Annotated in this window: 23 protein-coding genes and 2 tRNA genes; 17 read left to right on the top strand and 8 right to left on the bottom strand. The window is 42.2% G+C overall.

The window, feature by feature from the left end:
* Positions 1-11: 11 nt before the first annotated feature.
* Together hisA and hisG are read right to left on the bottom strand one after the other, a co-directional pair.
* Complete coding sequence (hisA, locus tag RE476_RS10825; protein WP_309307651.1) at positions 12-752, bottom strand: 1-(5-phosphoribosyl)-5-[(5-phosphoribosylamino)methylideneamino]imidazole-4-carboxamide isomerase; 741 nt, start codon at positions 750-752, stop codon at positions 12-14.
* Positions 753-758: 6 nt separating this feature from the next.
* The gene (gene hisG, locus RE476_RS10830; protein ID WP_309307652.1) at positions 759-1613 is read right to left on the bottom strand and encodes an ATP phosphoribosyltransferase; all 855 of its coding nucleotides are present in this window, start codon (positions 1611-1613) and stop codon (positions 759-761) included.
* 259 nt (positions 1614-1872) lie between these two features.
* Between hisG and RE476_RS10835 the strand changes: the two genes are divergently transcribed.
* From RE476_RS10835 to RE476_RS10845, 3 genes are all read left to right on the top strand, one after another.
* Positions 1873-3069 carry a methionine adenosyltransferase gene (locus RE476_RS10835; RefSeq protein ID WP_309307653.1) on the top strand — a complete coding sequence of 399 codons (1197 nt, stop codon included), beginning with the start codon at positions 1873-1875 and terminating at the stop codon, positions 3067-3069.
* 215 nt (positions 3070-3284) lie between these two features.
* A tRNA-Tyr gene (locus RE476_RS10840) sits at positions 3285-3392 on the top strand.
* 75 nt (positions 3393-3467) lie between these two features.
* Positions 3468-3540, top strand: a tRNA-Asp gene (locus tag RE476_RS10845).
* A gap of 813 nt (positions 3541-4353) precedes the next feature.
* Here RE476_RS10845 and RE476_RS10850 read toward each other — a convergent pair.
* On the bottom strand, positions 4354-4743 hold the full coding sequence (locus tag RE476_RS10850; protein ID WP_309307654.1) for a hypothetical protein: 390 nt from the start codon (positions 4741-4743) through the stop codon (positions 4354-4356).
* A 213-nt stretch (positions 4744-4956) separates the two neighbouring features.
* Here RE476_RS10850 and RE476_RS10855 point away from each other — a divergent pair, with 213 nt between their 5' ends.
* From RE476_RS10855 to RE476_RS10875, 5 genes are all read left to right on the top strand, one after another.
* Entirely contained in the window at positions 4957-6132 is a 1176-nt protein-coding gene (locus RE476_RS10855) for a Xaa-Pro peptidase family protein (RefSeq protein ID WP_309307655.1), read from the top strand.
* Positions 6133-6166: 34 nt separating this feature from the next.
* Entirely contained in the window at positions 6167-7063 is an 897-nt protein-coding gene (gene map, locus RE476_RS10860; protein ID WP_309307656.1) for a type II methionyl aminopeptidase, read from the top strand.
* 19 nt (positions 7064-7082) lie between these two features.
* Positions 7083-7847, top strand: coding sequence for a hypothetical protein (locus RE476_RS10865; RefSeq protein WP_309307657.1), 765 nt, complete (start codon positions 7083-7085; stop codon positions 7845-7847).
* A gap of 26 nt (positions 7848-7873) precedes the next feature.
* Positions 7874-8161: a YunC family protein gene (locus tag RE476_RS10870; protein ID WP_309307658.1), complete on the top strand. Its 288-nt coding sequence runs from the start codon at positions 7874-7876 to the stop codon at positions 8159-8161.
* Between the two features lie 85 nt (positions 8162-8246).
* Positions 8247-9278: a TRM11 family methyltransferase gene (locus tag RE476_RS10875; protein WP_309307659.1), complete on the top strand. Its 1032-nt coding sequence runs from the start codon at positions 8247-8249 to the stop codon at positions 9276-9278.
* On the opposite strand, the gene RE476_RS10880 is transcribed toward RE476_RS10875, so the two are convergent.
* From RE476_RS10880 to RE476_RS10890, 3 genes are read right to left on the bottom strand one after another with little or no spacing between them, the layout of a single operon-like run.
* Positions 9266-9841, bottom strand: coding sequence for a M48 family metallopeptidase (locus RE476_RS10880; RefSeq protein WP_309307660.1), 576 nt, complete (start codon positions 9839-9841; stop codon positions 9266-9268). The two genes, RE476_RS10875 and RE476_RS10880, sit on opposite strands and share 13 nt — an antisense overlap.
* 24 nt (positions 9842-9865) lie before the next feature.
* Positions 9866-10675: a tRNA pseudouridine(38-40) synthase TruA gene (truA, locus tag RE476_RS10885; protein ID WP_309307661.1), complete on the bottom strand. Its 810-nt coding sequence runs from the start codon at positions 10673-10675 to the stop codon at positions 9866-9868.
* 16 nt (positions 10676-10691) lie between these two features.
* Positions 10692-11657 (bottom strand): ArsR/SmtB family transcription factor, encoded by a 966-nt coding sequence (locus tag RE476_RS10890; protein WP_309307662.1) that lies wholly within the window; start codon positions 11655-11657, stop codon positions 10692-10694.
* A 140-nt stretch (positions 11658-11797) separates the two neighbouring features.
* On the opposite strand from RE476_RS10890, the gene RE476_RS10895 reads away from it, so the two are divergent.
* From RE476_RS10895 to ablB, 5 genes are all read left to right on the top strand, one after another.
* Positions 11798-12865 (top strand): formate--phosphoribosylaminoimidazolecarboxamide ligase, encoded by a 1068-nt coding sequence (locus tag RE476_RS10895; RefSeq protein WP_309307663.1) that lies wholly within the window; start codon positions 11798-11800, stop codon positions 12863-12865.
* A gap of 57 nt (positions 12866-12922) precedes the next feature.
* On the top strand, positions 12923-14320 hold the full coding sequence (locus RE476_RS10900) for an NAD(P)/FAD-dependent oxidoreductase (protein ID WP_309309606.1): 1398 nt from the start codon (positions 12923-12925) through the stop codon (positions 14318-14320).
* Positions 14321-14591: 271 nt separating this feature from the next.
* Positions 14592-15848 (top strand): ATP-binding protein, encoded by a 1257-nt coding sequence (locus RE476_RS10905; RefSeq protein ID WP_309307664.1) that lies wholly within the window; start codon positions 14592-14594, stop codon positions 15846-15848.
* Between the two features lie 242 nt (positions 15849-16090).
* Positions 16091-17404: a lysine 2,3-aminomutase gene (gene kamA, locus RE476_RS10910; RefSeq protein WP_309307665.1), complete on the top strand. Its 1314-nt coding sequence runs from the start codon at positions 16091-16093 to the stop codon at positions 17402-17404.
* Positions 17405-17408: 4 nt separating this feature from the next.
* Positions 17409-18230 carry a putative beta-lysine N-acetyltransferase gene (gene ablB / locus RE476_RS10915; RefSeq protein WP_309307666.1) on the top strand — a complete coding sequence of 274 codons (822 nt, stop codon included), beginning with the start codon at positions 17409-17411 and terminating at the stop codon, positions 18228-18230.
* Here the strand turns inward: ablB and RE476_RS10920 are convergent, their stop codons facing one another.
* Positions 18231-18674 carry an Lrp/AsnC family transcriptional regulator gene (locus tag RE476_RS10920; RefSeq protein WP_309307667.1) on the bottom strand — a complete coding sequence of 148 codons (444 nt, stop codon included), beginning with the start codon at positions 18672-18674 and terminating at the stop codon, positions 18231-18233.
* 191 nt (positions 18675-18865) lie between these two features.
* Between RE476_RS10920 and RE476_RS10925 the strand changes: the two genes are divergently transcribed.
* From RE476_RS10925 to RE476_RS10940, 4 genes are all read left to right on the top strand, one after another.
* Positions 18866-19345, top strand: a complete 480-nt coding sequence (locus RE476_RS10925) for a 3-isopropylmalate dehydratase small subunit (RefSeq protein ID WP_309307668.1) — start codon at positions 18866-18868, stop codon at positions 19343-19345.
* Between the two features lie 55 nt (positions 19346-19400).
* Positions 19401-20528: an isocitrate/isopropylmalate dehydrogenase family protein gene (locus RE476_RS10930; RefSeq protein ID WP_309307669.1), complete on the top strand. Its 1128-nt coding sequence runs from the start codon at positions 19401-19403 to the stop codon at positions 20526-20528.
* A 299-nt stretch (positions 20529-20827) separates the two neighbouring features.
* Positions 20828-21364: a B12-binding domain-containing protein gene (locus RE476_RS10935; protein WP_309307670.1), complete on the top strand. Its 537-nt coding sequence runs from the start codon at positions 20828-20830 to the stop codon at positions 21362-21364.
* 178 nt (positions 21365-21542) lie between these two features.
* Positions 21543-21851, top strand: a complete 309-nt coding sequence (locus tag RE476_RS10940) for a hypothetical protein (RefSeq protein WP_309307671.1) — start codon at positions 21543-21545, stop codon at positions 21849-21851.
* A 29-nt stretch (positions 21852-21880) separates the two neighbouring features.
* On the opposite strand, the gene pyrH is transcribed toward RE476_RS10940, so the two are convergent.
* Positions 21881-22585: a UMP kinase gene (pyrH, locus tag RE476_RS10945; protein ID WP_309307672.1), complete on the bottom strand. Its 705-nt coding sequence runs from the start codon at positions 22583-22585 to the stop codon at positions 21881-21883.

The raw sequence follows: 22585 nt of genomic DNA on the forward strand, positions 1-22585 counted from the left end.
ATTCTATTATTTTATAAATTTTCACTGATAATATTTATTGCTTCTGGAAGTGTGAACTTTCCTGTGTATAATGCACTTCCGACAACAACTGCTTTTGCGCCTGTCTTTTTCAGAGCAATTAGGTCATCCAGCTTTGTAACTCCGCCGGATGCGATTACCGGAATGCCGACTGAATTAACCAGTTCTTCGGTAGGTGTGGTGTTTACTCCCTGCAACAATCCTTCAGAATCTATATTTGTGAAGAGGATACTTCCGGCTCCCAGTTCTTCAAACTTTATCCCCATTTCAACAGCTGTGAATTCGGATTGCTTTTGCCATCCTTCAATAGACACTTTGCCATTTTTGGAGTCAAGTGCAACGTTGATGTGCTTGCTTCCAAATGCATCTGCAAGCTCTTTGATAAGTTGTGGATTATTCATGGCTGCAGTGCTGAGTATAACTCTGTCAACCCCGAGTTTTAGCAGGTCTGCCGCATTTTCAAAAGAGCGTATTCCTCCGCCAACCTGGATCTCCACTCCAAGAGGTTTGCATTCCTCTACTATTTTTTCGATGATTTGGGCATTGTTGCGTTTTCCGTCAATGGCGCCATCAAGGTCTATGAGGTGTAAGGTCTTTGCACCCTGAGATACCCAGTCTTTGGCTACTGCTACTGGGTCATCTATAGAGACCATCTCGCTGCCGGGAACGCCCTGGACAAGCTGTACACATTTGCCGTTTCTCATATCAACGGCAGGGATAACTTCAAAGCTCATGCTACCTCAGGGCATCATTCTCTCGATAGGCACTACCAGTATGTCTTTAGCACCTGCCTTCTTGAGTTCATCCACTGTGGCAAAGATACTACCTGCATCAACAACGGCATGCACTGCAAGTATAGAATCATCGGATTCAACTTTCATAACAGTGGGGCCTGCCATTCCTGGTAGGACTTTCTTGACAATTTCCAGTGAATCAGCTGGTACATTCATCATCAGGTAACGTTTTCCTTTTGCTCTCAGGACACTCTCGACAGCGGTCCTGATCTGTCCTATCTTATCGTTGTTTTCCGTTGTCTTCTTATTTGCAATAAGGTAGACTGATGATGTGAATGCCTTTTCTATCATTTTGAGATGATTGGTGACAAGAGTGGTGCCTGAGCTGGAGATGTCCACAATGGCATCAGCGATTCCTACGTGAGGGGTCATTTCGCATGCACCGCTTACTTTAATGACTTCTATTTTCACTCCCTGATTCTCAAAGTACTTGGCAGTAATATTGGGGAATTCGGTAGCAACACGCATTCCTTCAAGCTCTTTTGCAGAGGTTATAGGAGAATCTTCCGGTACGGCAAGGACGAGATTTGCTCCTCCAAACTTAAGGTCCAGTAATATCTCAACATCAGATTCGGTTTCATGTATAAGGTCCAAACCGGTTATGCCCACATCGGCGGCACCATCCTGTACATACTCTGGAATATCTGCGGCTCTTGCAAACAGGTAAGTGATTTCAGGATCTGTTGTCTTGGCAAAAAGTTTCCTTGTCCCTCCTTCAAGTACAGGCAATCCTGCCTCTTTGAGGAGACTTACGGTTGGGTCATGTAAGCGCCCTTTATTGGGTATTGCAATACGTATCATGTGGATCCTTCTGTGAAATTATAATCAGTATCAATTGAACGTTCTTTGAAAGACTTTTATAGCATATAGACTTCACGCTGGACTTATATTCCGTTTTGTGAATTTAATAAAAGCGCGAATATAACTCAGGGTTATCATTATGGACGGATATTATTATATATTGTATAATCTCTAGGTATAGCGAAGGATACATAATTAACTTCAATTATGTATCCTTATCTTTCATTTGTCTCTTAATTGATATTATTGAGGATTAATAATGATGCGAAACATCAAAGTTGAACACCTGATTGAAACGCCGGTGGAAAAACAGCAAATCGAACTTGTGGAGAGAAAGGGTGTGGGACACCCTGACAGTATCTCCGATGGTCTTGCAGAAGCAGTTAGCCGTGCATTGTGCAAGGAATATGTCAATAAATGCGGTGTAGTTCTTCACCACAATACTGATGAGACTCAGATTGTGGCAGGAAGATCAAACCCACAGTTTGGTGGTGGAGAGGTCATCCAGCCTATATACACCCTGCTTGTGGGAAGGGCAACCAAGGAGTTCGAAGGCGTGGAGATCCCTGCAGAGTCTGTTGCTCTGAGGGCAGCAAGACAATACCTCAGGACTACCATAGTAGATATCGACCTCGAAAGTGACATCATAATAGATTGTAAACTTGGTACCGGTTCATCAGACCTTAGGGATGTTTTTAACAGGGACAGGATCCCAATGGCAAATGACACTTCATTTGGTGTCGGTCATGCTCCTTTTTCAGAACTTGAACAGATTGTCTACGAGTCAGAGAGAATGCTGGTAACTGATCTGAAAAAGAAGATTCCGGGTATTGGAACTGATATTAAGGTCATGGGTCTGAGAGATGGGAATGATATCAACCTTACAATATGCTGTGGAATGGTTGGTAAGCATATTGACGATCTGGATCACTATCTCAATCTTAAGGAAGAGATGGCAGATTATGTGACCGATCTTGCGCTTAAGCGTACAGAGCGTAATGTTAAAACCTTCATAAATGCCGCAGACAATCTTAAGTGTGAGTCTGTGTTCCTGACTGTGACAGGTACTTCTGCTGAAATGGGTGATGATGGTTCAGTTGGCCGAGGTAACCGCTGCAATGGCCTTATTACTCCTAACAGGCCAATGAGTATGGAAGCGACCAGTGGTAAGAATCCTATTAACCACATCGGCAAGATCTATAACCTGCTTTCCACCCAGATGGCAAAGGATATTGTGAAGGCTGTTCCTGAGGTTCAGGATGTCTACATTAAGCTGCTTTCCCAGATTGGTCAGCCAATAGACCAGCCACTTGTGGCAAGTGCACAGATCATTCCTGAAGACGGCGCAAACTTTGCTTCCATAAGGGCAGAAACCGAAGTTGTTATGGATGAGTGGCTTGCTGATGTCACAAAGATAACCAAGATGGTTATTAACGGCGAACTGGATACTTTCTGATATTGACATTAAAGTTCATCCTGAATTCAGGGTGGACTTCTTTTAAATTTTATTTTGTTGTTCTTGTTCTTTGTTTCTATTGAACTTCGTTTTTGTCTTTGATTTATATGCTCGTTCTGTTCATGCCCACTTTTCGGCGAAAGAGCTAAGTATGATTGTGCGTATTGGAGTGTTGCATCGCACGGCATCGTCGTGCTGAAGCATGATTTGTTAGACCCGCCTTAACTCAGTGGTAGAGTGCGCGGCTGTAGTTTGATTCATGTGATATGATCACATTACGCGCAGGCACCGCGATGTCCCCGGTTCGAGTCTGGGAGGCGGGACTTCCAAAATCATGGAAAAGCTTTATATACAAGCATCGCCTTTTAGGGGTGCTCACAAGCGAAAACTTGCAAAATGTCCGAATAGTGTAGAGGCCTATCATGGAGCCCTGTCGAGGCTCCGACCCGGGTTCGAATCCCGGTTCGGGCGTTAAAACCTCAATCCCGGTTTATCCGGGTTCTTTTTTCTTTAATTTCTAATCATTGAGTTTTACTCTTGTTTTATTTTATAATTTGTTTAATCTACAGGGCATTTTATATGTACGTTAAAATAAAAGCATATAGTGCATCACTTTTTCTACCTCACTTGCGTGCTTTTAAATGGTATATATGAATGAACATTGTAAATGCAGTACAACAAAAATAGTATTTGTTGTTCTTGCCTATGTCTTAATGATGGCATTCTTTTTATTATTGGCAGGAATGGTCGGCTATTGATGCTTGATTCTTTCTTTATTCAAAGGAAACTCAAACCTGGAATAAATAAAAAGTTGTTTACGTGTCATCTTTAGATGTCTTGTGTTTCCTGATAAAATACTATCTTTTCAACAATCATCGATTCCTGCCTGTAAGTCAGATGTTAGTAGGGATTGATACAGGCATAAGTTTCTCACTGCGAAAAAACTATTTATATCATTTCATCTATTTTAAAGACAGTTATGTTTAGTAAGCAAGGTACTTCTACAATACTGAGAATTGTACTTCTGGTATCCGTATATTTTTTACTGATGATAAGTCTGGGTCTGTTCTCAGCGTTTGTCAGATGAGCTTGCCAGATCAAATATACTAATCTCATCGAAATTAATCTATTTTCTTTTGTTGCAATAACACTTTCATACGAGGTTATTTTTTTCCTTTGTAGGTATGTGGTTAGAAAAGCGTAATCAAATTACAAAACAGCAGAATGAAAAAGAAAAATGGTGGAATTTGCCGTTTTTCTATCGTTTTTCCGTTTTAGAGGAAGTTAAAAAGTCATTGTATGGATTACCTGCAGCAAGCTGCATTCCATGAAAATGACCATAAGGTTGTTCACCACCAGGAACAAACCAACAATCGCGATACTTTTTCTGGATACTACCCACAGGAGATCTGTCCACTTTGAATCTGATTCTCTAAGTATTCTGTAATTCCAGTAAACAATAAAAAGGAAAAATGCCTTCAGAACCAGAAGTGACTCTACGCCATAGTTCTGGAACACCATGGCCAGGAAATTATTCTCTTCAAACCCATAGTTAAGTGCCTGGGCAGTTGTCAGGAAATCACCAAGTACGTAGAACAATATGATATATTTGACATCTTTAAGGAAATCAGGTATATTTGCAAATTGCGAAACGTATTGGTTTGCGTTGTGCATAATACTTGCTATTTATGGAGCTGTATATAATGTGGATGTGGATACATCGAATGTTTATGGGCACAAAAACAGGTAATATGTAGTATCACCCACAATGCTGTGTACATGGAATATATCTGATGTATGACTGGTTCGACTATCCTGGATTTCCTGTTACCTTTTTGAGCTCTACATTTGATAACAATTTTGTACTAGTAACTACTAGATAATATTATGACTTCAACAAAGGTTCCCATTGATATTTCCAAAGCGCTGGAAAGCCACAAATCAGATTCATATCTGATGGTCGGGAATTCGAACAATGCAGACATCTATTATGCAACCCGCTTCTTCGCTTCAGACGAGTTTGCGTACTTCTATACGAAAGATGGTGCTGAAACAATACTTGTTTCTGATATGGAGAAAGGCAGGGCAGAGATCGAGTCCAGGGTGTCTGATATCCGTACATTACAGGGTTGTGACTACAGGTCAAAAGTAAAGGAAAGAAAAGACCCGGCTCTTGCATATTGTGACTGCCTTGCAGAGATTCTGCAAAAGGAAGGCGCAAGAAGGGTAGCAGTTCCGCGGAATTTTCCATATCATGTTGCCCAGACTCTTAAAGAAGAGGGTTTTTCCATAGAAGCCATCAAAAGTCCTTTTGCCCAGTTGCGCTCACGAAAGGATCCTTCAGAGATCGCAATAATAAAAAAAGTCCAGGATGCCTGTAATAAAGCAATGAAAGCAGCAGCTGAGATGGTCAGAAAGTCTGAAGATGTTGAAGGCGTACTCAATTACCATGGCTTTGCCCTGACATCTGAAATGATTCGCAAGGAAATTGATATAACTCTTCTTGAACATGGCTGTGAGGCAGAAAGCACCATAGTTGCCGGTGGGACCGGTTCTGCAAATCCTCATTGGGAAGGTACGGGTCCTCTCAGGGCCAATGAGCCCATTGTCATAGATATTTTCCCCCGCAGCAAAAGGGAAAGATATTATGCCGACATGACCCGGACGGTGCTTAAAGGTGAACCTTCCGAGAAGCTCGCGGACATGTATGAAGCTGTTCTTGCAGCACAGAAAGCCGGAACGGAAATGGTAAAGCCGGGTGTCAAATGCAGTGACATACACAACACGGTTTGTGATGTTTTCAAAGAGAGAGGATATGATACTATCAGGGAAGGTTCAAATGTAGGTTTCATCCATTCCACGGGGCATGGTGTGGGACTTGAGATACATGAACTTCCTTTTGTAGGTAATAGTGATGTTGAACTTGAAGAAGGGAATGTCATCACAATCGAACCGGGATTATACTATCCCGATGTTGGAGGCATACGTCTCGAGGACCTGGTTCTTGTGACATCTGATGGTTTTGAGAACCTCACAGAGATGGAAAAGAAATTCGTATATTAGTCCTGAGACAACAAGTGCTTAAAGGAGATTTCAAATGGTTGATAAAGTAAAGGATATCGAAGAGATCATCGATAAATATGTCAAAGCAGGAAAGATACTCTCACAGGTAAGAAGTGAGGCAAGAGACAAAATAAAGGTAGGTGTCAGCCTGCTTGAAATTGCCGATTTTGTGGAGAACAGGGCTGTCGAGCTTGGAGCAGATGGTTCGGCTTTCCCATGTAATATCTCCCGTAACGATGAGGCAGCACATGCAACCCCACTTGCCGGAGATGAAACTGTCTTTGGTGAGGATGTGATAAAACTTGATCTTGGGGTTCATGTGGATGGTTACATCGCAGATTCTGCCATTACGATCGACCTTTCGGGCAACTACGGAGACCTTGTGAAGGCTTCTGAGGAAGGCCTTAAAGCTGCTATCGATACTGTCAAAAACGGCGTTGATACGGCAGACGTCGGTGCCGCCATAGAGGATGCGATTATGGCTCACGGTTATAAGCCTGTAGGAAACCTTACCGGACATGGGCTTGCACAGTATATCCCTCACGCACATCCCAGTATACCAAATAGGCGGGTAAGCAAAGGTGTTGTACTTAAAACAGGTGACTTCATAGCTATAGAGCCCTTTGCAACAGATGGTGTTGGGAAAGTAGTGGATGGTTCCCTCACAGAGATCTTCCAGGTCATAAACAGAAAACCTGTACGCTTGCCAGCTGCAAGAGCTCTCCTTAAGGAGCTCGAACCATACAGGACGCTTCCATTCGCAAAAAGATGGCTTAAGACTCCACAGCTCGATTTTGCCCTGATGCAACTTGAAAAGGCGGGGATTATCCATTCATATCCCGTACTCAAGGAAGTAGGTGGTGGAATGGTTTCCCAGACAGAGCACACAGTCATTGTCACAGACGACGGGTGTGAAGTCACAACCCTATAAAAAACGGGATGAGATAAGATTGAGGATTGAAAATCTATTATTGTTCATCGTATTATTTTCAATGTTTTCCATTCCGGCAAGTGCTGCATATGAATGGGATAACAACATCAATGTAAATGCCGACAGCATGGTCTGGGAATACACTGAAACATATTCCGGTGACCGGTCAGTGATATTCAAAGCCTTCATTGATGTAGAATTCGGGGACAATGATAGATTTGTCAGTGCATGGGAATTACTTAAAGCCGATGTAAGTACCAGCAAGTCATTTCAGAAGTCTATAGAGAATAATATGGATGTGAAAATAGACAATTCCTCAAAGAATGTGACTCTTTTGAGAGTGGAATCCGATATGTCCACTGAACTTATCGGACCTGTTAGCGGGGAAAAAGACATAATCAACAAGTATCAGGCATTTTATAATTTCAAAACACCACTTTCAGAATCCGGTTCACACATGTGGTTCCAGGGCGAACCCGGGACGGATGTAGTCATAAATATTCCTGCAGGAATGAAGCTGATATCTGTGGAAGGCATTGACGACAAATCTATAGAAGAAAGCTCAAAAGGGACAAGCATCTCCGGTAAGTTTGGATTTACAGGAGAACTTGTCATTGATTTCTCAATTGAAGAACCACCTGTTCAGGAAAAAGAAGAAATTATAGTAGAAGCGACACCTGTCAATACTTCAAAAGTGGATTCCTCACTACTTGATACGATATTCCCGGGATTTACTGACAGGTTACTTGGAATGTTAAACTCCGATAGAGTTAATGTCTCTTAAATACACTATGGAATCAGTGATTATATATGCTGGTCGAGAAAATAGAACTTGATAATGGATCGGCTCTGGGCCTTAGTTTCCAGATGCAGAATGCTCCTTTGCTTGTGATCAGGGCAGACAAGGGCTTTGTTATGTGCGGTTATCTGGATATGGAATCAGCAGGTGCCCTTGGTGATGTTGCAGTTAAGGTAAAAGGTGTCAGTACCTTTGATGATGTACTTCAGGCACTTGTTATTGGTGCTACCCAGAAAGCCATAGACCTTGGTATCAAAGTAGGCATGACAGGGAGAGAAGCACTGGAACTGATGTTCTGACTCCTCACACATTTCCTATTTTGTTTTTATCCGGCCATTCATTGAAACGCTTTAAATAGTACTTCTATTCTCTATTGCAGTTATTATGCTGTATGCTTTTGAGTTATCCGGGGAGCACGCCGTCCTGCCATGTAAAGAGGTATTTGCATGTCTTTCAATGGTAGGTCTTGAGTACAGGGAGCATGCTTTCTTTGATCAGTGCCTCGTTCTTGATATTGAAGGCGAGGATGTCGATGAGAAGCTTGTATTTATCGCAGACCGGCTCGCCATGTCCCATCATATACTGAAAGTAGTGGGAATCTGTGACATGGACAATGATTCCATTATTTCTATGTGCGATGCCTCAGATCTGTCAGGACATTTGTCCGAAGGTCAGACATACGTTGTGCGCGCAAAAAGAATCAGGCATCACGGTGATGTCAACAGGGAATATATTGAAGGCAGGCTTGGTGGCAGTATTTTCCGCAAAGGGTTCCGAGCAAATCTCAAGAATCCTGATATAACATTTCGTTTAATAATGACTGACAGGGCAATCCTTGGTACAATTGTAGCCTCTGTTGACAGGGGTGCATATGAGCACCGTGCGCCACATAAAAAACCATTTTTCTATCCGGGAGTGCTCATGCCCAGAGTTGCAAGGGCACTGGTGAATATTTCACAGGTAAAGGATGGAGAATCCCTTTTTGATCCTTTTAGCGGTACGGCTGGTATTCTTGTGGAAGCAGGACTGGTAGGTGCTCATGTGATTGGCATCGAAGTCCGCCATAAGATATCCCATGGTGCCAGGCTGAACCTTGATGAATATAACACTGACTATTCCCTGCTGGTGGGCGATGCGTGCCGCGTTCCTCTCAAGGATTCATGTGTCGATGCAATCGTGACCGATCCTCCATATGGCCGTTCAGCAGCCATAAAGGCAGAATCCCTGCATCACCTGTATAGTGATTCATTTGGCGAGATGTACAGGGTACTCAGACAGGGAAAACTTGCAGTGGTTGTATCAGAGATCAAGGTGATAGAATTTGCAGAGAATGCAGGTTTCAGAGTTGCGGATGTATTCACGCAGAAAGTTCACAAGAGCCTAACAAGGACATTCACGGTTCTTTATAAGGACTGACCAGTACATTGCTTCTGTATGAGTGACCAGTATGCTGCAAGCAGTGTCTCGTATTCTTTATAATCTGGAAAACGTTCTTTGACGTGATTCCAGAACCGATGGCTGTGGTTGAGTTCGATGAGATGTACCATCTCATGGAATACGATATATTCGATAATCCTGTCTGGCAGGTGCCTCATGTGACTGTTAAAATTCAGGTTTCCTTTAGAACTGCAGCTTCCCCACTTAGTTTTCATTTTTCGGAACCCGATTCTTTGTGGCTTTGCCCCGAGTTCATTCCCGATCATTGCGACAAAGGAGTTTACAAGTTCCTTTAGCTCCTCGACTGACCTGCCTGCCACCAGCTCAACATCCTTTGATATTTCTCTTAACTTCTGAACCCGGGAAAACCTGTTGTAGATCCATCTCCTATGCCTGTGAATGACCTTTTCATGGTCCTTGTGTGCATGCGGGACTATAAGGTACAATTGCTGGTCCCGGAACTCAAGTCTGGGATTTTTTACATCTCTGCGTATTAACTCATAGTCTATGACCATATCTTTGATACTTGCCTGGAGATGCATTTGTAGTAATAAAAAAAGTAAAGTTCATTCTTTAGGGACCAGATGGTCCATCACTTCTGCCATGACACGGTGGCGCACCAGGTAATCATGTACATTCTCATTAGCCCTTCGTATGGCATAACCATCCTCACACCATTCAATAGGTTGAGGATATTCTACTTCCATAAGGGTTAGTCCGTATGCAGCAGCAGGTTCCAGTCCCTCCTCGTAAGATTCGGGGTCAAGCATCTGATTAAGCCATTCCTCATCCCTGACTCCGCTTCCCACCATTGTGAGGGCAGAAACGATCTTCCTGACCATGTTCCAGAGGAAACTGTTAGCCTGTATATCGATCTTTGTCAGGGTTCCGCTTACACGTACATCTATTCTTTCGACATTGCGGACTGTGCTCTTGTCTTCATCTTTACTGCAGAAGTTTGCAAAATCATGTTCTCCCACAAGAATCTTGGAAGCAGCCCTTATCTTGGAAATATCGTATTGTTCCCCGCTCATGATGTATCGGTACTTACGGCTGACCGCCCATCTTCTCGGATCAAAGTCATCGGGAACTTCTGCATATGACCATGCCCATATTGAGTTTGGGAGCTTGGAATTTATCACCCTTGGTATGGCGAGGTTAGGCTTGTCTGTATTAAATGCCACTACCTGTTCCCTGGCATGTACTCCTGCATCTGTCCTTCCGGAACTTGAGAAACGGGCAGATTTCGGGTCTTCTATTATCTCAAGCTGCGTGAGCGCATTGAACAGCTCGCCTTCTATTGTTGCAACATCCGGCTGAACCTGCGATCCATGATATCCGGTGCCTACATATGCTATTTTCAGAGCAATTCTCATACCATTCACTCTGGCTTCATATGTTCTTTTTTCTATAATACATTTCTCTTACGAACAACAAAGCGATAACGAAAATGCATCCAAAGAAAAACCATATGCTGACATGTGACAGAATTCCCTGCTGGAATATTCCTGATGCAGGTTCTGCCATAGCAGTCATGTTATCAGTGAATGTATTTGACGCAGGTATTGCATGAGTCTGGTTTGTGGCATTTGGGATTATGCCTTCTCTTAAAAGATCGGCTCCTGCATCTGTTCCATTTGGCGCAGATGCTGCAAGTATCTCCGGGCTTGCGCCATCAACCGGTAAACTATCTGAACTAAATGATTCGGTGGGTACGTCATAATCCGTGATATCTGCTGAAACTGTCTGTTCATCGACAGCAACACCCATGGCGGAATCATCTACGGGCATTTCAGCCCCTGCAAAATTTTCAACTTCTACTTCAGGTGTTTCAAATTCCGGGGCAATATCCTTGGCCATGAATGCCATTGGCTCTTCATCAAACATTGGTGCTGTGGCAGTATCCTGTGCTATTGAAGGCCCTGCTCCCAAACTAAAGCTTCTTGTTATAGCCTCAAGTCCAGTGGCCGCAAAAACAGCTCCTGCAATAAGGCCCAGGTATTTTTTCAGCATGCTTATGATGGATGATCTGTCGTTTTTCATGCCTCCTGGTGCTACAACTATCAGTTTTTGCACAGGCTCATAGATCTTTATCTCTCTTCCCTTGCGACTCCACTTTGTTTCCCTGACCTTTATTAGGTCCACTTCAATTAGTCCGTCGAGGTTGTATTTGACAGTGGTAAGCGGAATATCAAGTTTTTCAGCTACATCACTGGCAGACATTGGCTTGTCTGCAAGAATCTCAAGCATCTTCATTGCTTTTTCATTGGAAAGTATCTGGGTGATCTTTTTTGAATCCTCATTGAGGGGTACAATGAGCACTTTTTCAGAATATGTACTTTCGTCGTTATCTCCCATATAATCCAGTATACAAACATTGGCTTATATTGTTTCCTTTAACTTCAATTCTGTTTGAAGTCTTCACTATATCAGATGTAACTCGTAAAGTTAAAGAATAGCTAGAACAATATGGGATAAATTCTAGGGGCTATTACACTATGATTACTAAAGAACGAATAATGGAAATTGTTGAGAACTACGATCTGAATGCTCTGAGCATTGCTACTGTTTGTTCTCACTCAAGCCTTCAGATATTCTACGGTGCAAGAAAGGAAGGCTTCAAGACCATAGGAATCTGTGTAAAAGAACCTCCAAGATTCTATGATGCTTTTCCACTGGCAAAACCGGATGAATTCATCGTTATTGAGAGTTACGCGGACATACCAAACATCCTCGATGAACTCAGGTCAAAGAACGCAATTATCATTCCACACGGTTCCTTTGTAGAGTACATGGGCACTGACGCATTTGCTGAAATGGCTATCCCTACCTTTGGTAACAGGGCGGTTCTTGAATGGGAATCTGACAGGGAAATGGAACGCGAGTGGCTGGAAGGTGCAGGTCTTGAGATGCCAAAGCTTGTTAAACCTGAGGAGATCAATGGCCCTGTTATGGTCAAGTACCACGGCGCAAAAGGAGGACGTGGTTTCTTTGTGGCCAAGAACTATGAAGAGTTCAAGGAACACGTTGATCCCAATGAGAAATTCACTATCCAGGAATTCATTGTGGGCACAAGATATTACCTTCACTTCTTCTATTCCCCGCTGAGGGAAGATGGCTATAAATTAAGCACCGGTATCCTTGAAATGCTTAGCATGGACCGCAGAGTGGAATCTAACGCTGATGAGATATTCAGGCTTGGTTCACCACGTGAACTTGCAGAGGCAGATATCATTCCAACCTATGTGGTAACAGGAAATGTTCCTCTTGTTGCAAGAGAATCACTGCTGCCAAAGATATTCAGTATTGGTGAAAAAGTGGTTGAGCAGTCTTTAGAGCTCTTTGACGGTATGATCGGTCCTTTCTGTCTGGAAACCGTAGTTACGGACAAGCTTGAGATCAAGGTCTTTGAAATATCCGCCCGCATAGTTGCAGGTACTAACCTATATCTTGCAGGCTCACCTTATTCTGACCTCATCGAACCGGATCTTTCCACCGGCAAAAGAATAGCTCAGGAAATTAAGATCGCAAGTTCCACCGGTCAGCTGGATAAAATCTTATCCTAATACTTACAATAATATCTATGGTCCTCTTTTTCTGACGGGGACCATGGGTGTGGTACTATTTCTAATGCAACAGACGATTATGATGTTGTGATTGTGGGCGCAGGGCCTGCAGGACTTTTTGCAGCTTATGAGCTTACAGGCACTGATCTGAAAGTACTTGTAGTGGATGCAGGCAAGGACATCGATAAGAGACATTGTCCGATGTCCTCTGTGTTATCATGTGAACATTGTACTCCATGTTCCATTCTTTGCGGCGTTGGTGGTGCAGGTGCTTATTCTGACGGGACGCTGAACCTGAGGCCTGACATCGGTGGAAATCTGGCAGATCAGACCGGTGATGACGAAAGTGCCTGGGAACTTGTGGAGTATGTCGATAGTATATATCTGAAATATGGTGTACCTCAGGAATCCTATATTGCTTCAGGTGGTGATGCAGATATGCTAAAGCGCAGAGCTGCTTCTGCAGGTGCCAGGTTTATAGATATAAAACAGCGACACATAGGTTCGGATTATTCTACGGCTCTTATTTCCAGCATGAAGGATGATCTTGGATCAAAGGGAATTTCCTTTCTTCTTGAATCCAGAGTGAAAGATATCCTTGTAGATAAGGGCAAATGCCATGGTGTGCTTCTGGAAAACCGGATGATCAATTCCAGGTATACTATACTGGCTCCGGGAAGAGTGGGTTATGAATGGATGGATGGTCTTGTGAATCGCCATTCAATAAAATATTCATACAGCGGAGTTGATATAGGAGTACGTGTGGAAGTTCCTTCTATTATCATGGACCCCATTACCAGGATAAATCATGACCCTAAGTTCCACATATATACACGCAGGTATGATGACTTTGTAAGGACTTTCTGCACAAATGAACATGGTTTTGTTGTGAAGGAAGAATATGAGGGTTTTGTTGCAACAAATGGGCATTCGATGCATAGTAAGGAATCTGAGAATACTAATTTTGCATTCCTCGTGCATGTGGAACTGACACGACCTATGGAAAATACTATCAAATATGCAAAATCAGTGGCAAAACTTGCAACCACGATTGGTGGCGGCAAACCTGTTTTGCAGCGGCTTGGGGACCTGAGGCGGGGTAGGCGGTCAACAGCAGAACATATTTCCAGAAATGCAGTTATCAACACCCTCAAAGATGTCACGCCAGGGGATATTTCCATGGCAATGCCTCACAGGATCGTGATGAATATAATCGAAGGTCTGGAAGTGCTGAGCAAAATAATTCCCGGTGTTGATTCAGATTGCACCCTTTTGTATGCTCCCGAGGTGAAGTTCTATTCGCTTAAAATAGATGTTGACCGCACAATGCAGACCAATATTCATGATCTGTTCGTTGCAGGTGATGGTGCCGGTCTCTCACGTGATCTTATAAATTCATCAGCAACAGGAGTGTTAGCTGCAAGAGGAATACTCTCACGTATAAAAGATGATTAAAAGAGGAACCTCACATAATGATGGTTTGGGTGAAGTTTGGGGTATGACACATTTAAGAATCAATGCATCAGAGGGGAATGATGTGATGACGGAGATTCCTCGTCCCCCTACATATAGGTAGGGCTATATATATTTTGTCAATTTATTCACGTTTCTTCTTTTATTTTATAATGTCGGCTGTATCTCATTTTAATCTTCTGTGATGGATACTTTTACAATTTAGAACCAAATAAAAAGTAATATATACTGTGCTATTACTTTTCCAATCACTATGGAAGGTTCTTTTACAGCAGGTGTTTCAAAACAGCAATACATCCTTGGTGGAAATTGTGAAGATGTTCTCCTTTACATGGGAAGGTATCTTGCACGTGACCGGTCTTCCGGTTCCCATGTATCACTTGATGTAAATCATCCTCATGCTATATTCATTGCAGGAAAGAGGGGATATGGTAAATCCTATACAATGGCAATTCTCATGGAAGAGCTGATGATGCTTCCAGTTCATATCAAAGATAATGTTTCTTCTGTTGTCATCGATACCATGGGAATTTTCTGGACATTGAGCAAGGGCAATGAAATACAAACGTCCGTCATTGATGAATGGGAACTTGTGTCAAGGGGTTTTGATGTGGACATTTTTGTACCTGCCGGAAGTCAGAGAAGTTATGAAGAACGTCATATTGTGGTAAAGCCACTGTCTATTCCAATATCACAAATGTCTGGATATGAGTGGTGCAAATTGTTTGGTATGGAGGCAGTTTCTCCGCCCGGTGTGCTTATCATCAGGATCATTGATGTTCTGAAAAAGAACCGTGCATTCTCTTTTGAAGATATCCTTGATCTGGTAATGGAAGATGAACGTTCTGAAATAACCACAAAAGGTGCTGTGGAAAATCATTTCAGAACTGCTATGGCATGGGGTATATTCGCTGAAAAAAGCGAGGGCATTGAGGATATGGTAAAAGGCGGCTCTACATCTGTTATTGATGTAAGTACGATAAGAAATGAGGCTGTAAGGTCTGCGCTGGTCAGTTCCATTGCCCGGAACATCTATCATTTAAGGCTTGAAGCCAGGCGGTCTTATGAAAGAATAATGATGGGCGACAAAGATGTTGAAAAAGGTATTCCAATGGTATGGTTATTCATCGACGAGGCCCAGCAGTTCTTACCATCTCAGGGCAACACTCTTGCTTCGGATATTCTGTTGAATGAGTGGTTAAAACAGGGCCGTCAGCCGGGATTGTCATTAGTTCTTGCAACCCAGCGTCCCTCTTCCATACACCCTGATGTGCTTTCACAATCAGATATTGTTATATGTCATCGGCTTACATCTCAGGATGATATACGTGTCCTTGAATCTGTCAGGCCGACATACATGGAGGAAAATTTCGGTGATTCCCTCATGAAAATGGGCTCTGAAAAGGGAGCAGCGTTTGTTGTGGACGATAATACGGAAGCAGCTCATCTAATAAGAATGAGGCCTCGTCTTAGCTGGCACGGTGGGGATGATCCGGCAATTATCTCTTAATTCTATCTTTTTCTGTTTCTGCATAAATGTGCCTGCATATATGCGGAATCATCAGATAACTTTTATATTGTCATAAAAGATTCTTTATGAAGAACCAAGCATGTATATCTAAATATAGAAGATCAACCACAGAAAATTGTTTGTGGTGAACAATTATTCCAAAAACCGGAATTATTTATTCTGAGGTATTCTGTTTTTCATTATCTTCTGTAAAGCAAAATCCTATATTGATAAGTGATTCGATGAAATCATACGAAACAAGACAACAAAATATTGTAGATAGAATTGATTCTGAGGAACCCCTCACAAAATGGAATGACTGGAAATGGCAATTGAGACATTCGGTCACCGATATTGATACATTTGAAACGCTTCTTAACATCAAATTTCCAGCAGATGAAAGAGAGGCACTTGAGAAAACACTGGATACATTTCCATTATCCATAACTCCTTACTACCTTTCACTCATTGAAGTCGAGGATTTCAGGAACGATCCTATATTCATGCAATCCTTCCCTTCACCTAATGAACTGGTCCTTTCCTGCGATGACATGGAAGATCCATTAAGTGAAGACCACGACAGCCCGGTGCCTGGAATCACGCACAGGTATCCTGACAGGGTGCTTTTCCATATAAGCAACGTCTGTTCTATGTATTGCAGGCATTGTACCAGAAAAAGAAAAGTGGGTGATGTGGATTCAATACCCATAAAAGATGAAGTCCTTCAGGGAATTGAATATATAGCCAGCAACCCGGAGATAAGGGATGTCCTTCTCTCAGGCGGTGACCCTTTCATGCTTTCAGATGAGTATCTGGACTGGATCCTCACAGAAATTCGGGCTATTCCACATGTGGAGGTCATAAGAATAGGCAGCAGAATGCCTGTTGTTCTTCCGTACCGTGTAACTGACAATCTTGTGGATGTATTGAAAAAACACCATCCTGTATGGGTGAATACTCACTTCAATCACCCGCGAGAAGTCACGGCCTCATCAAGGGCAGCCCTGCGAAAACTTGCAGATGCAGGAATCCCGCTGGGTAATCAGACAGTCCTGCTTGCAGGTGTGAACGATTGTTACAGGATACTGAAGAGACTTTTCCATAAGCTGGTAGAGAACAGGGTCAGGCCATATTATCTATACCAATGTGACCTTTCAGAGGGCCTGACACATTTCAGGACATCTGTTGGCAAAGGTATGGAGATAATGGAAAACCTGATTGGCCACACCAGTGGCTTTGCGGTTCCTTCTTATGTCATAGACGCTCCCGGTGGTGGGGGTAAGATCCCTGTTATGCCAAATTATCTTATCTCCTGGTCCACGAACAAGGTTATCCTGAGAAACTATGAGGGTGTGATCACTTCATATGCAGAGCCGGATTCATACGAAGCTGTGTATTGTGATCGAAAGTGCGACGACTGCAAATTACAGTTAAAACTTGATGAGGCAAAGGAATCAAAATCAGTGGGAATTGCAAGTCTGCTATCCGATTATGATGATGCATTGAGTCTGGTTCCTGAAGATACTGCGCGCATGGAGAGACGGAACATTGTGTGATCAGGTGGAAAAGATTGCAGGTTCCCTGATACAACATGGTCCATTCAATGACCGTGTGTATCTCATGAAGCTTGCGACAGATGACTTTGAGTATTTGCCATCCGTTATTGAAGGAATTGCGCAGGAAAACAATTATTCGAAGATATTTTCCAAGATACCTGTATCTGCAAAGGAATACTTTCTGAACAGGGATCACATTGAAGAAGCCCTTATACCTGGCTTCTTCAACGGGGATGAAGATGCCAGTTTCATGGCAAAGTATCTTTCTCAGGCGCGTATGCAGGAACCTGATTCCCAGGAGAATACCTCTGTTCTGAAAGCTGCAATCTCAAAATTCAATGTGCATAAAGATGTGGAACTTTCAGATGATGAACGATTTATTGTTTGCAGGGAAGCTGATACGCCAGAGATGGCTGATCTGTATGAGCAGGTCTTCACGACGTATCCTTTTCCAATAAGCGATGCCACTTATTTGCTTAAGACAATGTCTGAGAATTTTGTTTATTTTGGAATAAGGAAAAATGGAAAACTCGTTGCCGTTTCTTCATGTGAGATGGATGTTAGCAACAGCAACGTTGAAATGACTGATTTTGCAACACTTCCAGAATCACAGGGAAAAGGATATTCCTATTATCTGTTGGGTGAGATGGAATCTAATATGCGCGATACGGGCATCAAAACAGCATATACAATTGCAAGAGCAAAGTCATATGGTATGAATACGGTTTTTTCACGTCATTCCTATATCTATGCCGGAACCCTTGTAAACAATACCAATATTTCCGGGGGTATCGAAAGTATGAATGTATGGTACAAAAAGCTCTGATCAGACGTAATAGATACTGTCCTTGATACTTTTGGTTATGATCTCTACACTGTAGTTCTGCACAGGTATCTCGTAAAGAAGATGATTGTTTATGAAGCTGGTCAACTCTTCTTCATCATTGAAAAGACCGAATGCTTTGATGGAGTATTGACCGGTTGTCTGGTATATCTTGATGAATTCATCAATTTGCATGAGTTTCTTTATACTTTCCTTTGTTTTTTTAGGCTCCATTTCCAGATTGAATATCGCAAAGGTGTTTTTACCAAATTTTTTAGGATTCAATAGCACTGTATAATTTTTGATGTATCCTTCGTCTTCCAGTTTTTCAAGTCTGTATCTGACTCCGTTCTCGCTGAGATTAACTTCTTTAGCTATCTCTGATATTGGCGTCCTTGCTCCATTTTGCAGCATGGAAAGTATGACTTGATCCTTCTTGCTGACCATCTGCTTAACCTTGGGTTTGTTATTACTAATGATTTTTCGTTATAACCTGCTTCTGGAGCATTTACAGTTAACTTAATTCAATATTTATGAAGCTATCAATTTGCCAGTAGTATTATTTAGTATAATGATATCTAAGGTATAGTTTCAACTTTAGTATTGATAATCATTAATAATCTTAATCAGGTGGAAATATGAACGGAAGAGTCTGGAAATTCGGAGATGATGTTGATACGGATGCTGTTATTCCGGGAAGGTATCTTATCATGAATACCCCAAAAGAGCTTGCTGCACATGCTTTTGAAGGTGTACGGCCTGAATTCCCAAAAGAGGTCAAAGAAGGTGACATCATTGTTGCCGGTAACAATTTTGGTTGCGGTTCTTCAAGAGAACATGCTCCAATTGCACTGAAAGGAACAAAGATAAGCTGTGTGATCGCTAAATCATTTGCACGTATCTTTTTCAGGAACTCCATTAATATCGGTGTGGCACTTCTTGAGTGTCCTGACACTGATAAAATAGATGATGGTGATGAATTGTCTGTTGATTTTGCTTCAGGTGAGATTACCAACGTCACAAAGAATGAGAAATATCAGGCAACACCTCTGCCGGATTTCGTCAGGGGAATTATGGATGCTGGTGGCCTGATCGAATACACGAGACAAATTATCTGATCACTTTCTGATCATATCTTTGTAATTATCAAGAAGATCTATCTTAGGAGTAATTATGACACAGTATAAAATACCTGTAATTCCAGGAGACGGTATAGGGCCTGAGATCATTGCCGAAGGCCGCAAGGTAATCGATGCTGCAGGCGAGAGATTTGGATTTGATGTTGAATGGACAGAGTTCCCACACGGTGCTGACCATTATCTTGCAACAGGGGAACTAATATCAGAAGATTCCCTGAAGGAGCTTTCCAAGTATTCTGCTATTTACCTTGGTTCAATTGGTGACCCAAGAGTGGCACCCGGTGTCCTTGAGAAAGGAGTATTGCTTGCTGCCAGGTTCTACTTTGACCAGTATGTGAACCTTCGTCCTATCAAGTTGCTTGAGGGCGTCTGGACACCTATAAAGGACAAGACCCCTGCAGACATTGACTTTACAGTTGTCAGGGAAAACACCGAGGACTTCTACATCGGAATAGGCGGACGTGCAAAGAAAGGCGAAAGCAAGGACCTCCTGGAAGTCTCAAGATCCCTTTACTCTGCAAAGTTCGGTCTTGACATTGAGACTGACAGTGAGGAGATCGGCTACCAGATCGGTATGATCTCAAAGGAAGGTACACAGAGAGTTATCAGGTACGCATTCGATCTTGCTGAGAAGAGCAAGAAGCACGTATCATCTGTTGACAAGGCAAATGTGCTTTCTGATATCTACGGTTTCTGGAGAGAGGAATTTGAGAGTGTTGCATCAGAGCACCCGGATGTTACTACAGACTTCAACTACGTTGATGCAATGACCATGTGGTTCGTGAAGAATCCTGAGTGGTTCGATGTTGTTGTGACTCCAAACATGTTCGGTGACATCATCACTGACCTTGGCGCAATGGTTCAGGGAGGACTTGGACTTGCACCTGGTGGAAATATCAACCCTGAGGGTACCAGTATGTTCGAGCCAATTCACGGTTCTGCACCAAAGTACAAGGGAATGAACAAGGTCAACCCAATCGCTACCATCTGGGCAGGCGCTATGATGATAGAGCAGCTCGGTGAAAAGGAAGCTGCAGATACTATTGTCTCTGCTATCGAAACTAACATACTTGAAGCAAAGGTCCGTACCTATGACATGGGTGGCTCTGCCGGAACTTCTGATGTCGGTGACGATATCGCAAGAATAGTTCTTGGAAAGTAAATTCATATTGTGCATCCTTCATGGATGCATTTTCTTATATTTTCTGTATTTTACATTGTTTCTGTGTTTTAGTTCAATTTTATTATAATGGCCCTATATTCTGCATACTTTCACATTTTGTTCAATAATAACGTTTTTCATATTTATTTGTGATATTATTATTTAATTATGTAGATTCGTGACAAATGTCTGCTTTTAAGTCGCAACTCTTATATCTTATTAGATTTTTGTCAAATTTATTACAAACTTGCATAACCATGCAATTTGGGATACTTGATCCATATCAGAGAGATGATATATTGTCTCAACAAAAAATTATAACACAGCTCATAGAAAATGCAAAGAATTCGATTCTGGATTTTGATGAGGAGGGTGCTGAAAACGTAGCTATGGATGCCCTCGAAATGGGTTTGGATATCAATGACTTTATAGAGAAAGGATTTCTCGAAGGCATGAAGGCAGTTGGAGATATGTTCGAAGAGGGAAACGCATGTCTTCTTCACATCTTTGCAGCATCGAATGCTATGAAAGCAGGACTTGCAGTGCTTGAAAATTGTGAATGTTATAAAAAAGCAAATGACAGTATGGTTATCGAACTTGTCAATGAAGGTCAGAGAGATGAAAAGATCGAAATTCTGGAGGCAATGTTCAGGATAAACGGTTATGATGTTGTAGAGATTTCTGACAATGTTCCAATAGTAGATTTCATAGAAAAGGATAGGGGATTTCTTGATATTCCTAGTTCATGCAAGGAAGAATTTATGGCAACACTTGCTGCCAATCCGAGGGTAACAACTTTCCAGTTGTGTGATCTGACTAAGAACCTTATCTGTTAATTTCTATTTTTTATTCCTTTTAAGACCTCATAATGATGATGGTCATTATATTCTAAAGAATCGATATGTATATATGTCTGTATTTGTACCCTTTAAGTGTGGACGTATAGTTTGCTATGTTCTAGATCAAAACAACTTATCAATAGCGGCCTTTCACTTAAAGGAGTGTGACCCTCGTATGGCAAAAACAATTGCAGAACTGGAAAATGACCTTGATGTCATGAACGAGATGTTTCGTAAATATGTAAAAGTCTCTTTAAATTATCAATTACAGATCAAGAATGCAGAAATTCCTGAGGAGCAGCGCAAAGCCCTGATGGAAAAACTTGCAGTTGAAAACGCGAAGGTCCAAAAGGCAAAAGAGCAAATGAAAAAGTTCGAGCAAACAATAAAAACACTTAAAATGTCTAATCAGAAACTAAAAGAAGTTGTTTCCGGCAAGGAAACGCCTGCGGAAACATCCGATTATCTTGTGGCTTACATCTAAGAAGCCACAAATTGTATTTTAACTTTAATTTAACCGATTATTCTGGTTCCAAGGTATACGCCTTTTTTGTCACTGTTCTTCTCGCTTTCCTGCAAGATGACTTTCAGGACATTCTGTGGGTCACTACCTTCCATCACTATAGTTTCAATGTTGCAGCGCTCTATTATTTTTGCAGCAAGTGGGTCAACTGGTGATTTAGATCCTGCTTTCATTTCTGTCGTCATCACTGTGCTAACGAGCTGTTTTGCTGTCATTGTCGCATATTTGGTAGCATGCGGGTCCTTGCGGGGATCTGCAGAATATACTCCGTCAACGGCTGTGGATATGACTAACAGGTCCGCCCTAAGATATTCGGTCAGGATTGCAGCTACTGCATCGGTTGTCTGGCCGGGAATGACTCCTCCCATGACTACTATTTTGCCAGAAGACAAAACTTCCTGGGCCTGTTTGTAGTCCTTTGGAGGTTCAGGATATGCGGCATCTCCAATTGCAGAAATGAGCAACTTTGCGTTCAGGCGGGTTATGTCAATACCGATGTAATCGCATTCGACCTCATTTGCACCTGTGCTGCGTGCCACATTGATGTAATCTCTTGCAGCGGCGCCACCTCCGGTTACTACTACTATCTCATGCTCTTTCGCAAGCTCTTTAAGCGCATCAGCATATCCGAGAAAGCTATCCGGACTAAGTTCTTTTGCCAGTATTGATCCACCGACTGATAATATAATTAACAT

It is taken from the genome of Methanolobus mangrovi, from assembly GCF_031312535.1.
GTDB lineage: Archaea > Halobacteriota > Methanosarcinia > Methanosarcinales > Methanosarcinaceae > Methanolobus > Methanolobus mangrovi.